This is a genomic window from Microvirgula sp. AG722 (genome assembly GCF_003269145.1).
Taxonomy (GTDB): Bacteria; Pseudomonadota; Gammaproteobacteria; order Burkholderiales; family Aquaspirillaceae; genus Microvirgula; species Microvirgula aerodenitrificans.
This window is the reverse complement of the sequence record NZ_QLTJ01000008.1, coordinates 145,582-156,353: the sequence shown is the minus strand read 5'-3', so window position 1 is coordinate 156,353 and position 10,772 is coordinate 145,582. Positions and strand designations below refer to the sequence as shown.

Below are 10,772 nucleotides of genomic sequence, written 5' to 3'. Positions count from 1 at the left end.
GAGGGAGACAGATCATAGGCACGGCTGGCCTCGGCCACCGTGGTCTTGCCCTGGATGATATCCAGCACCAGCGCGCTCTTGCGCCTGGCCGTCCACCGTTTGATGTCTTCTTCCATCTTCACGCTCATCGTCTGTTTCCTTGATTATGGCGTGAGCAGGTTTTTACTGGGTCATTACAGAGACGCCCCATTCACGATTTTTTTGAAAAATAGGATTCCTCTGATGGAAATTGGTTTGCACACAGCCGATGATGGTGACAACTGAGATTCTGACCGGCAGGCAAACAGAATGACCGACGAAATGGCTTTGCGACTGGGTACCCAGATGCTGTGGCATGCGTTATTGCTGGCAGGCCCGGTTCTGCTGGCTACGGTTGGAGTGGGTGTTGCCGTCAGCCTGGTTCAGGTCATTACCCAGATACAGGATGCATCATTGGCCTTTGTGCCGAAAATCATCGCAGTTGCCGCCGTGATATGGCTGATGGGGCCATGGATGCTGAAAACACTGCTTGCCTATGCAACCACCCTGATTGGCCAGATTCCCTTGCTGTTTCATTCCTAGCCGTGCCGGATGGCCTGGCCTGGCTGTATACGGTTTTTTTGCTGTCGCTCAGACTGGCACCGGTTTTGTTCCTTACGCCACTGCTGGGTGTTGGTGTTGTACCGGGTGCGGTAAAAAGTTTGCTGGTTATCGGTTTGTCCGGGCTTATGGCCGGCCAGGTTTCTCCATGGATATCCGCGCCTTCCGGCATGGTGCTGGTTGTTTTTCAGGCGGGATCGGCCTTGCTGTCCGGTTGCTTGCTGGCATATGGAATTCAGGTGGCGTTTGCTGCGTTATCCCTTGCCGGGCGAGTGATGGATACACAAATGGGATTTGGTCTGGCGGGTGTGCTTAATCCACTTGCACGACAGTCCACGGCATTGAGTGGCTGGTTATTGACTCTGCTGGCAGTAGCGTATCTGCATGCCACCGACGGTCAATATGTGTTGCTGCGTTTTTTTGTTGTGCTGCTGGTGGATTTTCCGCTGGGTAGCGCGGTGCCTCAGACATCGCTGCTGGCAGCAGTCAAACAGTCCGGGCTGGTTTTCGCGCTGGGCGTTGCTTTGGCGGCACCCGTCATGATCGGATTGTTTTTGCTGGATGTGGGTATGGCGCTGATTTCTCGCTCGATGCCGCAATTCAACGCGTTTCTGGTGTCGATTCCCGTAAAGGTGGCGGCCGGGTTGTTGTTTCTTGCCGTGCTGCTGCCGCAACTGGGGCGTTTTTTCGAGCGCTGGTTCACGTCCATCCTGCATTACTGGTCGATGTGGCCGCATGACTGAACCGCAGGCACAAGGATGCAGGAACAGGACCGGTCGGAAGAAGCCACACCGCACAAGCGGCGTGAGGCGCGCAAGCAGGGCACGGTGGCGTGGAGCCCGGATGTTTATGCTGCTGCCGCCGTCGGGACGCTGCTTGCGATCCTGGTGATGGGTGGTGCCTTCCTGCATGCGGATCTGGCGGCGCTGTGGCGGGAAATGTGGTTGCCGGGTCGGGCTGAAGCCAGCGGGCCGCAGCAACTTGCCGCATGGAGTGCTGCCGTCGCCTGGCGTGCCGTGCTGGTACTGGCGCCGCTCTGGATCGCGTTATTGCTCGTCAGTCTTGCTGCCGGGATGTTGCAGGTCGGCATGAAATGGACGGCGGCGCCACTGAAGCCGGATTTCAGTCGGCTGAGCCCCGCTAATGGCTTCAAACGCTTGTTCAACCGCCGCGTGTTGTTCGAGGCAGGCAAGTCGGTGGTCAGGTTTCTGGTTTTTTCGGCAGTGTTGTATCACGCGCTGTCGACGTTGCTGCCGGGCTGGCTGCCATTGCCGGTCATGGCAGCGGACAGGGCGGGCAAGGAGGCGGGGGCAGGACTGATTCTGGTGCTGCAACGCCTGTTTCTGGCGATGCTCGTATTTGCCATCGTCGATTGGGGGTGGGTCCGTCGTTCCGTCATGAGCAAATTGCGCATGTCGAAAAGAGAATTGCGCGAGGAAATCAAACGGCGAGATGGCGACCCGCGAATCAAATCCAGGTTGCGCGAAATCAGGCTGCTATTCATGAACAAGATCCGTTCCGTCTCACGCGTCAAGGACGCGGATGTCCTGCTGGTCAACCCCCAGCATCTGGCACTGGCCATCCGCTACAAGAAGGACGAAATGGCAGTGCCATTGCTGCTGGCCAAGGGTGAGGGTGAGCTGGCGGAAAGGATGAAGGAAATTGCGCACCATCATCAGGTGCCGATCATGGAAAACCGGGTACTGGCGCAAAAACTCTACAAGGATGCCGAGGCGGGTCAGGATATTCCGGACCAGCATTTCGAGGGCGTGGCCAAGGCCCTGATATGGGCATTCCGGATCAAGGCCGGCAATGTGCCGGTCCCGGGCATGCGTCAACGATGGACAAGCTAGTCCGCCTGCTCGGGAACAGCCCGGACGTGTGGATCGTCATGCTGACGGTCGGCATCCTGTGTGTGCTGTTCGCGCCGATTCCCTCCTGGCTGCTGGATGGCTTGCTGCTGCTCAACCTGAGTCTGGCGCTGTTTGTGCTGCTGCTGACCTTCCATGTGGGAAAGCCGGTCGAGTTTTCCACTTTCCCCTCGGTATTGCTGATCGCGACACTGTTCCGGCTGGCGCTGAATGTGGCGGCTACCCGGCTGATCCTGACTGATGGCGAGGCTGGCCGCGTGATTGCCGCCATCGGTGCCTATGTGGTCGGGGGCAATTATGTGATCGGCATCATCGTGTTCCTGATTCTGGTCGTCGTGCAGTACGTGGTCGTGACCAGTGGTGCCCAGCGTGTGGCCGAAGTGGCGGCGCGCTTCACGCTGGACAGCATGCCGGGTCAGCAGATGAGCATCGATGCGGACCTGAACATGGGCTTTATCGATCAGGAGACCGCGCAGCGCCGGCGCAAGACGATAGAGCAGGAAGCGGGCTTCTATGGCGCGATGGACGGGGCAAGCAAGTTCGTCAAGGGGGATGCCATTGCCGGCATCGTCATCATGCTGATCAATCTGGTCGGGGGCTTTGCCATCGGCGTTGCCCAGCATGGGCTGTCATGGCAGGCGTCACTGCAGACCTATTCCCTGCTGACCATCGGTGACGGCATCGTCACCCAGGTTCCGGCGCTGGTGATTGCCGTGGGGACCGGCATCATCATCACCCGTTCGTCATCCGACGACCGGCTGAGCCGGGAAGTGGCGACCCAGTTCTCGGCCTATCCGGACATCATGATCATGGTGGGGGTTGCCTTGCTGCTGCTGGCCTGGCTGCCGGGCTTCCCCGGGACGCTGACCTGCCTGCTGGCCCTGACGCTGCTGGGGCTGGCGCTGTGCCTGAAGCGCATCCGGACGGGGACTGCGCCGGTCCCCGCAGAGACAGCGGTGACCCGGCCGGCGGAGGCCGATGCGCTGTACGACGCCATGCAGGTTGACACGCTGTCTGTCGGGCTGGGGGCGGATCTGGTGCCGCTGATGGGCGAGAACGGCGCGCTGCTGCTGGAGCGCATCGGTCTGCTGCGCCGGCAACTGGCACTGGATCTGGGGCTGATACTGCCTGCCGTTCGCGTCAGCGATGACAGAAACCTGTCCGGCACCGGCTACCGGATCGTCCTGTGTGGCAGCAGGGTGGGAGAAGGGCGGCTGAGGGTCGGCAAATGGCTGGCCATTCACCCCGGTGGCGACCGGCCTGCGCTGGAGGGAGAGGCAACGACGGATCCGGCCTATCGCCTGCCGGCATTCTGGATCGACGATGCACAGCGGGAACGGGCAAGAGGGCTCAACTACACAGTGGTGGATGCAGCCACGGTGTTCATGACCCACTTTACCGAGCTGGTCCGGCGCTACGCCGCAGAACTGCTGACCCGTGAAGAAACCGAACGGCTGCTGGAGCATGTCCGCAAGTCACAGCCGGCGCTGGTCAACGAACTGCTGCCGACCGTGCTGTCAGCAGGAGACGTGCAGCGGGTATTGCAGTCTCTGCTGCGGGAGAAGGTCTCGATTCGGCCGCTGCCGCTGATTCTTGAGGTACTGGCCGATGCGGCGCGGGACAGCCGTGATGTGGATGCACTGACAGCCAGGGTACGGCAGCGGCTTGGCAATGCGATCTGTGAGGGACTGCTTGATCCGGATGGCACGCTGAATGTCATGACGCTCGATGTCGCGGTCGAGCAGACGCTGTACGACGGCCTGCGGCAGGTGGAGGACGGGCAGGCTGGGGCGATTTCGCTGGACCCGCGTTTTGCTGAACGGCTGATCCAGCAACTGATTGGCCAGTCCGAACGCATGGCGGGGTCGAACCGGATGCCGGTGCTGCTGTGTGCGCCGGAGTGCCGGGTCCAGGTTCGCCGGCTGGCGGAACGGATGCTTCCCCACCTGCATGTACTGGCGATGACCGAGGTGCCGTCAGGGGTGAATCTGAAATCGTTTGCTGTCGTGTCGTGCTGATGGAGATCGACATGGATGAGTTGGGCAGCGTGTTGCTGGCGGCCATGCGGGCCGACATGGATCGGGTCGGTGCCATTGCGCACAACGTGGCCAATGTCTCGACCGCCGGTTTCAAGCGGGTATTCAGCATGGCTGGCGGCCCCGGGGAACCATTGCTGCAGCCGGACCGGCGCCAGGGCGCATTGAGCCGGACCGGTTCGCCGCTGGATGTGGCGATGGAGGGGCGCGGCTTCCTGGCTGTCGAGGGACAGCCCCTGCTGAGTCGGGGCGGTATGTTGCGGCGCGACGACCAGGGACGGCTGGTTTTTGCCGGTTCCGGGCTGCCGGTCGCCGGGGAAGAAGGGGCACTGCTGCTGCAGGCGGGCGCATTCCGGATTGACGCTTCGGGCGCGCTTTTTCAGGGGGAACGCCGGGTCGGGCGGCTCCGGCAGGTACAGCCTGCGCCTGACACGCGGCTGGAAGCGGTCGGCAATGGGCTGTACCGGTTTCACGGCGGGGTGGATGAGGTGGGCCATGAGGGACAAGGGCGGTTCCGGCAGGGATTTCTGGAAATGTCGAACGTGAATGCCAGCACCGAAATGGTGGCGCTGGTCGCGACGACCCGGCATTTCGAGTCCCTGCAAAAAGTGCTGCACGGGCTGGATGCCCTGCATGACCGGACCCTGCGCACGCTGGGCGAATTCTGAACGGAGCGTTTCCAATGATGGATGCACTGTATATCGGCTCGACCGGCATGGCTGCCCAGCAGACGGGGCTGGAAGCCATCGCCAACAATCTGGCCAACATGAACACCCCGGCGTTCAAGCGGGCCCGGGTGGCATTCAGTGATCTGGTCTATCGCGATCGTGGTCTGTCCCATGCCCTGCCGGGGGCTGCGGGCGTTCATGTCGGGTCCGGAACGCGCGTCGGTGCGGTCGACACGGTGTTCAGCCAGGGCGATCTGCGCAGTACCGATTCAGCATTCGATGTGGCCATTGATGGCGCAGGCCTGATCGAGGTATTGCAGGCGGATGGCAGCGCTGCCTACAGCCGGGGCGGATCACTGCGGGTCAATGCGGACGGTCTGCTGGCCCTGGGCAACGGGCTGCCATTGCAGCCGCCGATCATGGTTCCGTCCGGTGCGGAGGCGTTCCGGATTGAACGGGACGGTACCGTGTCGGTGCACCTGGCCGGCGAGGTGGCACCGGTCGAGGTCGGGCGGATCGAGCTGGCGCTGTTCAATGGCATGGAGGCACTTCGTCCGCTGGGCGAGAACCTGCATGCCGCGACGTCGCTGTCCGGCGAACCCTGGTTTGCGCGTTCGGGCGAGGATGGGCGGGGCACGCTGGCACAGCGGTTCCTTGAGGGGGCCAATGTGCGCATGGCGGATGAGCTGGTCAGCCTGATGCTGGCGCAGCGTGCCTTCGAGGCCAATGCAAAGATCATCCAGGCTTCGGATGACATGCTGGCCATCAGCAACAACCTGCGGCGAGGCTGACGTGCGTACACCGTTGCCCCGACTCCACGGCCTGCTGTGCGCGATCGCACCGGCCCTGGCCGTCCCGTCCCCGGGGGCCGGAACGACACTGCCGGATGCTGCGCGAGAGGCCCTGGCCGCCACGTTGACCTCTCAATGCGAACACCACCGTACCCGTCTGCTGCGCTCCCCGGCCACGTCCGGCGGTGTGCTGCCTGCCGGTCACGAATTGCGGGTCCAGCTGACCGGGCCGGGGAGCCGCCGGCGGCAGTCGGTTCGGGTTGATGTGCTGGATGGTGAAACGCTGCATCACCGCGCGACCGTGGTCTTTGCCGTGAGCTGCTGGCGGACGGCATACCGGACGCTCCGCGAAATTCCGCGCGGGGAGGCGCTGAGCCAGACCAATACCGAACCATGGCGGGTCAATACGACTGGCTGGCGCATTTCGCGACCCCCGTTATCCGGCGTCGCCGGGCTTGCCGCCAGGCGGACTCTGCCGGCCGGACTGCTGCTGGGCACGGCGGACACGATGCCGGTGCCTCTGGTTCGCCGGCACGACCGGGTCTGGCTGCAGGCCGTCAGCGGTGCCGTGGCTGTTGCCGTGCCGGGCCGGGCGCTGGCCGATGCCGGCCCGGGGGAAAGCGTACTTGTCCGGCCATTGCAGGGTACCGGCCCCGTGCGTGCCCGGGTGACCGGTGCCGGCCGGCTGGAAGCCGGGCGATGAACCGGCTGCCGCGCGGTCGTTGTTTCATGACCACTTGCGTTCTGTCGCTGGTGTTGGCCTGCGGCGGGGCGGTGGCGGGGCAGCGCATCAAGGATCTTGCGCGTTTCGATGGCTGGCGGGACAACCCGCTGATCGGATTCGGACTGGTGACCGGACTGGCGGGCAGCGGGGATTCGTCGCGCAGCCAGATGACCCGGCAGACCCTGGCCAATCTGCTCAATCAGTTCGACGTCCGGCTGGCCAGCGGGCAGATCAGCAGTCGCAATGTCGCAGCCGTCATGGTGGCAGCCACGTTGCCGCCACTGACCGAGCCGGGCAACCGGATGGACGTGACGGTGACGGCCATCGGTGACGCACGCAGTCTGGTTGGCGGCACGCTGTTGCTGACGGCGCTGAAGGGCAGTGACGGCCAGGTGTACTCGCTGGCGCAGGGGCCGGTATCGGTCGGGGGCTATCGCTATGACGGCAACGGCAATGTCGTGCAGAAGAATCACCCCACGGTCGGTCGTGTTGCCGGAGGCGGCATCGTCGAGCGTGCCGTACCTGCCAGCATCGTCAGCGACGAGGGGGTGTTCCTGCTGCTGAACACGCCGGATTTCACCACCTCGAACCGCATTGCCGCGGCGATCAATCGGGGGATTGGCGGGAATCCGGCGACCGCTGTCGGCGCAAACCGGGTGCAGGTCCGGGTTGAGGCGCGGGCACAGGCAGCCGTCATGGCCCTGCTGTCCCGCATCGAGGGCATCGAGGTCGAACCCGACGAGCGTGCGCGCGTGGTGGTGAACGAGCGGACCGGTACGGTGGTCGCGGGTGGCAACGTGATGCTGTCTCCGGTCACGGTCATGCATGGTGAACTGCAGGTCTCCATCTCCAGCGACTACCAGGTGTCACCGGTGACAGGCGAGGCCTTTCCGTTTCAGCGGCCTGTGGACGCCATCATCGTGCCCCGTACCCGGATTGCCGTCGACGAACGACAGACCGCCGGCGTGACGCTGCCTGGCAAGTCGACGATCGCCGACCTGGTGATGGCACTGAACCGGATCCAGGCCAGCCCCCGTGACGTGATCGCCGTGCTGCAGGCCATTCGCGCGGCTGGGGCGCTGCATGCCGAGCTGCTCGTTCAATGACCGGGGGAGGAACACATGAATGTGGTGATGACGGCCCTTGATGGCCTGGCGCTGCGCCAGCAGGTGATCGCCCGCAATCTGGCCCACCGGGACACCCCGGGACACGTGGCGCTGCAGGTGGATTTCGAGCAGGCACTGCGCGGCGCACAGGGCGCGGACCGGGGCGATGGTGTGGTCAGGATTCGCAAGGCCGGTCCTGGCGAAGGGGGGCTGAACCGGCAGGTGGCGCTGCTCAGCGACACCGTGCTGCGTTACCAGGCGTTGCTGAAGGGGGTGAACCGGCAACTGGCCATGCTGCAGCTGGCGATTTCGGACGGGAGACATTGATGGGGGTATGGCAATCAATGGCAATCAGCGAGAGCGGGATGCGGATCGAACAGCTCAGGGCCGAAACGGCCGCGCGAAATATTGCCCGGGCCAATGTGCCGCTGGCTGCTGGCGTCACGCCGCGCGGGCCACTGCGGGTGGTGGCCCGGGCGGACGGCCTGGCATTCGGGCGGCTGCTGCAGGCTGAGCGTCAAGGCATGGCGGACGGTTTGGTGCGGGGGCAGGTTGTCGAATCGGCGGATCGCGGCCCCCGGCGGGTTCTCGATCCGGGCCACCCGCTGGCGGATGAGCATGGATTTGTCGCCTATCCGGGTATCCGGACACTGGATGAAATGTTTGTGCTGACACTGGCGACCCGCGCCTACGAAGCCAATGTCGTCGCATTCAATGCGGCACGGACGATGGCGCTCCGGGCGCTGGATATCGGGGGGCGCTGATGGAGTCCGTCGCGGGTGTGACAGGCGGGGCCGCTGTGGCCGGTCCGGGCGCGGTACGGCAAGGCATGGCGCCGGCAGGCGGATTTGAACGGGCACTGGCCCGGCTGGAACAGTCCGAGCATCGGGCCGCCGGCCTGCTGTCGCGGATGGCCAGCGGGGAAGGAGGCAACCTGCACCGGGTCATGCTGGAAATGGAAGCCGTGCGCATGCAGTTCGAGTTGCTGATGCAGGTACGCAACCGCTTGCTGGACGCCTATCAGGAAGTCATGCGCATGCAGGTCTGACGCACAGGAATCGCGTCGCAACGAAAACAGGGGACGACGATGACCGGTTTTTTCTCTCTGCACGGGCGGGGTGCGATACGGCTGGCGCTCTGCGTGGCCGGGGGGGCAGTACTGCTTGCCGCGCTGTTCTGGTGGATGACCCGCCCCGACTTTCAGGTGCTGTTTACCGAGCTGGAGCCTGCTGACGCGTCGGCAGTGGTTGAGGCGCTGGAGAAACGCAAGGTGCCTTACCAGCTTGCGGATCAGGGACGCAGCGTGCTGGTGGATCGTGACGTGCTGTACCCGATGCGAATGAAGCTGCTGGGTGACGGGCTGGATCTGAAAGGGACGGTCGGGCTGGAGCTGTTCAGCCAGACCGAATACGGAATGACCGAGTTTTCGCAGAAGATCAATTACCTGCGTGCCTTGCAGGGGGAACTGGCCCGGACCGTGATGGGTTTTGACGAGGTGCGCCGTGCCCGCGTTCACCTGGCGCTGGCAGACAGCAGCGCACTGCGCCGGCGCGGACCGGGCGCCAAGGCGTCGGTCTGGGTCACGCTGGCCGAGGGCAGGGCACTGCAGCGCGAGCAGGTATCAGGCATCCAGCGCCTGGTGGCTTCCGCGGTTCCGGCCCTGTCGCCGTCGGCGGTCACCGTGCTCGATCACCGGGGCGTGGCGCTGTCGTTGCGGGCCAGTGATGACGACGGCGTGGCTGCCGAGGATGTGCGTCTGCAATGGAAAAAGGATATCGAAACTCATCTGGCGCAAAAGGCGGCCGGAATTCTGGATGCCACGCTGGGGCCGGAGCGGGCGACGGTCGCTGTCGACGTGGCGCTGGACCCGTCCGCTGTCCGGCTGACGCGCGAGTCGGTCCTGGGCACGGCCGCCGATGGCGGCGGCCGTGGCGTGCTGGTGCGCAAGCGCGAGCGCCGGCTGGCCGGAGACAATCCCGTCCCCGGGCCGGATGGAGCAAGTGCCGGCGCCTCCCGGTCGAGTGACAGCATCGAGGCCGAATACCTTGCCGGACGCGAAGTCCGGCAGACGGTGCTTGGCAGTGGGGCCATTCGCCGTATCGGTGTGGGAGTGGTACTGCGGGAAGCGCTGCCGGATGACGGACTCGCACGTCTGCGCGACGTCATCAGCCTTGCGGTCGGGCTGGATACGGACCGGGGTGATGGCATTGCCTTCACCCAGGCCGGGGCGGCACTGGCGCTTCCGGCCGGGCATGATGAGCCGGCGGCGGTACCACACGACATCCCGCCGCCTGCGCCGCTGTGGCTGCCGGTCTTGCTGCTGCCGGTCGTGGCCTGCGTGCTGGTGTCGCTATGGCGACGGCGTGCCAGGCACCGTCTGCCTCCGGTGTCGCTGAGCGAGCATGAACGCGCGCGCCTGCTGATACAGGTACGACGCTGGCTGTCAGTGGGCGATGAAGGGAAAACCGCGTCATGAATCAGACCGCGGAGACACGACCACTGCGGGCTGCGCTGGCCGTTTCGGCCTTGTCGTCCGGAGACCGCGCCTGGCTGGCCGGGCAACTTACGCCTGACGAGAGGCGGCGGCTGGATGCCGTGCTGGGCGGCCTGAAGGACCAGTCCCTGCCGGCGCTGGCGCAGGTTGTCGATGCCGCGCTCACGCCGGGACAGGAGCGGATCTGGCTGGCGCAAAGGCTGCCGGCTCTGGCTGCACGTCTGGTCCTGGCGCCGGAAGCGCTGTGGCCGCGACTGGGGGCGGTGCTGGGCACGGGACTCCGCCAGCAGGTGCTGCAGTATCGCGCATCGGACGGGACTGCGGCAGCGGCCCGCCCCGACCCGCTGGCTGCAAGCTGGACTGCCTTGCCCGGCCGGGGGGCGCCGGCCCTCGAGCATTTCCTGCTGCAGTCGCTGGTGGACGAGGTCGGACGACACCCGCTCGCCGCGTCGCCGCCGGAAGGCAGGCGGCAAGCATGGTGGCCGTGGCGGCGGAGGGGCTGA

At 64.7% G+C, this 10,772-nt stretch carries 14 protein-coding genes; 13 read left to right on the top strand and 1 reads right to left on the bottom strand.

The features are described from left to right. A partial coding sequence (locus DFO50_RS12090) for a DUF1153 domain-containing protein (protein WP_233495250.1) occupies positions 1 to 116 on the bottom strand: 116 nt, incomplete at its 3' end. A gap of 172 nt (positions 117 to 288) precedes the next feature. Between DFO50_RS12090 and DFO50_RS12085 the strand changes: the two genes are divergently transcribed. The 13 genes from DFO50_RS12085 to DFO50_RS12025 are packed head-to-tail and all read left to right on the top strand — an operon-like array spanning position 289 to position 10,772. Further along, complete coding sequence (locus tag DFO50_RS12085; protein WP_112692577.1) at positions 289 to 561, top strand: flagellar biosynthetic protein FliQ; 273 nt, start codon at positions 289 to 291, stop codon at positions 559 to 561. Beyond that, on the top strand, positions 489 to 1,322 hold the full coding sequence (locus tag DFO50_RS12080; RefSeq protein ID WP_158537449.1) for a flagellar biosynthetic protein FliR: 834 nt from the start codon (positions 489 to 491) through the stop codon (positions 1,320 to 1,322). The genes DFO50_RS12085 and DFO50_RS12080 overlap by 73 nt, the downstream gene beginning before the upstream one ends. 15 nt (positions 1,323 to 1,337) lie before the next feature. Then, the gene (locus tag DFO50_RS12075; RefSeq protein WP_112692575.1) at positions 1,338 to 2,432 is read left to right on the top strand and encodes a flagellar biosynthesis protein FlhB; all 1,095 of its coding nucleotides are present in this window, start codon (positions 1,338 to 1,340) and stop codon (positions 2,430 to 2,432) included. Then, entirely contained in the window at positions 2,420 to 4,468 is a 2,049-nt protein-coding gene (gene flhA / locus DFO50_RS12070; protein ID WP_112692574.1) for a flagellar biosynthesis protein FlhA, read from the top strand. Before DFO50_RS12075 ends, flhA begins: the two co-directional genes overlap by 13 nt. A gap of 11 nt (positions 4,469 to 4,479) precedes the next feature. After that, positions 4,480 to 5,154, top strand: a complete 675-nt coding sequence (locus DFO50_RS12065) for a flagellar hook-basal body protein (RefSeq protein ID WP_158537448.1) — start codon at positions 4,480 to 4,482, stop codon at positions 5,152 to 5,154. Positions 5,155 to 5,168: 14 nt separating this feature from the next. Next, positions 5,169 to 5,945 (top strand): flagellar basal-body rod protein FlgG, encoded by a 777-nt coding sequence (gene flgG, locus DFO50_RS12060; protein ID WP_107889796.1) that lies wholly within the window; start codon positions 5,169 to 5,171, stop codon positions 5,943 to 5,945. Position 5,946: 1 nt separating this feature from the next. Next, positions 5,947 to 6,648, top strand: a complete 702-nt coding sequence (gene flgA, locus DFO50_RS12055) for a flagellar basal body P-ring formation chaperone FlgA (protein WP_158537447.1) — start codon at positions 5,947 to 5,949, stop codon at positions 6,646 to 6,648. Between the two features lie 26 nt (positions 6,649 to 6,674). Further along, positions 6,675 to 7,775 (top strand): flagellar basal body P-ring protein FlgI, encoded by a 1,101-nt coding sequence (locus tag DFO50_RS12050; RefSeq protein ID WP_107890361.1) that lies wholly within the window; start codon positions 6,675 to 6,677, stop codon positions 7,773 to 7,775. Positions 7,776 to 7,802: 27 nt separating this feature from the next. After that, positions 7,803 to 8,102 (top strand): hypothetical protein, encoded by a 300-nt coding sequence (locus DFO50_RS12045; protein WP_146745066.1) that lies wholly within the window; start codon positions 7,803 to 7,805, stop codon positions 8,100 to 8,102. Between the two features lie 17 nt (positions 8,103 to 8,119). Further along, positions 8,120 to 8,539, top strand: coding sequence for a flagellar basal body rod protein FlgC (locus tag DFO50_RS12040; protein ID WP_199489819.1), 420 nt, complete (start codon positions 8,120 to 8,122; stop codon positions 8,537 to 8,539). Then, the gene (locus DFO50_RS12035; RefSeq protein ID WP_107889800.1) at positions 8,539 to 8,823 is read left to right on the top strand and encodes a flagellar hook-basal body complex protein FliE; all 285 of its coding nucleotides are present in this window, start codon (positions 8,539 to 8,541) and stop codon (positions 8,821 to 8,823) included. Before DFO50_RS12040 ends, DFO50_RS12035 begins: the two co-directional genes overlap by 1 nt. 39 nt (positions 8,824 to 8,862) lie before the next feature. Beyond that, entirely contained in the window at positions 8,863 to 10,251 is a 1,389-nt protein-coding gene (gene fliF / locus DFO50_RS12030) for a flagellar basal-body MS-ring/collar protein FliF (RefSeq protein WP_112692571.1), read from the top strand. After that, positions 10,248 to 10,772 carry a hypothetical protein gene (locus tag DFO50_RS12025; protein WP_112692570.1) on the top strand — a complete coding sequence of 175 codons (525 nt, stop codon included), beginning with the start codon at positions 10,248 to 10,250 and terminating at the stop codon, positions 10,770 to 10,772. Before fliF ends, DFO50_RS12025 begins: the two co-directional genes overlap by 4 nt.

What these genes read in the sequence shown, in the direction of transcription:
- DFO50_RS12085 (WP_112692577.1), top strand. Translation starts at nt 289, where the DNA reads ATGACCGACGAAATGGCTTTGCGACTGGGTACCCAGATGCTGTGGCAT.
- DFO50_RS12080 (WP_158537449.1), top strand. Translation starts at nt 489, where the DNA reads ATGGATGCTGAAAACACTGCTTGCCTATGCAACCACCCTGATTGGCCA.
- DFO50_RS12075 (WP_112692575.1), top strand. Translation starts at nt 1,338, where the DNA reads ATGCAGGAACAGGACCGGTCGGAAGAAGCCACACCGCACAAGCGGCGT.
- flhA (WP_112692574.1), top strand. Translation starts at nt 2,420, where the DNA reads ATGGACAAGCTAGTCCGCCTGCTCGGGAACAGCCCGGACGTGTGGATC.
- DFO50_RS12065 (WP_158537448.1), top strand. Translation starts at nt 4,480, where the DNA reads ATGGATGAGTTGGGCAGCGTGTTGCTGGCGGCCATGCGGGCCGACATG.
- flgG (WP_107889796.1), top strand. Translation starts at nt 5,169, where the DNA reads ATGATGGATGCACTGTATATCGGCTCGACCGGCATGGCTGCCCAGCAG.
- DFO50_RS12050 (WP_107890361.1), top strand. Translation starts at nt 6,675, where the DNA reads ATGACCACTTGCGTTCTGTCGCTGGTGTTGGCCTGCGGCGGGGCGGTG.
- DFO50_RS12045 (WP_146745066.1), top strand. Translation starts at nt 7,803, where the DNA reads ATGACGGCCCTTGATGGCCTGGCGCTGCGCCAGCAGGTGATCGCCCGC.
- DFO50_RS12040 (WP_199489819.1), top strand. Translation starts at nt 8,120, where the DNA reads ATGGCAATCAGCGAGAGCGGGATGCGGATCGAACAGCTCAGGGCCGAA.
- DFO50_RS12035 (WP_107889800.1), top strand. Translation starts at nt 8,539, where the DNA reads ATGGAGTCCGTCGCGGGTGTGACAGGCGGGGCCGCTGTGGCCGGTCCG.
- fliF (WP_112692571.1), top strand. Translation starts at nt 8,863, where the DNA reads ATGACCGGTTTTTTCTCTCTGCACGGGCGGGGTGCGATACGGCTGGCG.
- DFO50_RS12025 (WP_112692570.1), top strand. Translation starts at nt 10,248, where the DNA reads ATGAATCAGACCGCGGAGACACGACCACTGCGGGCTGCGCTGGCCGTT.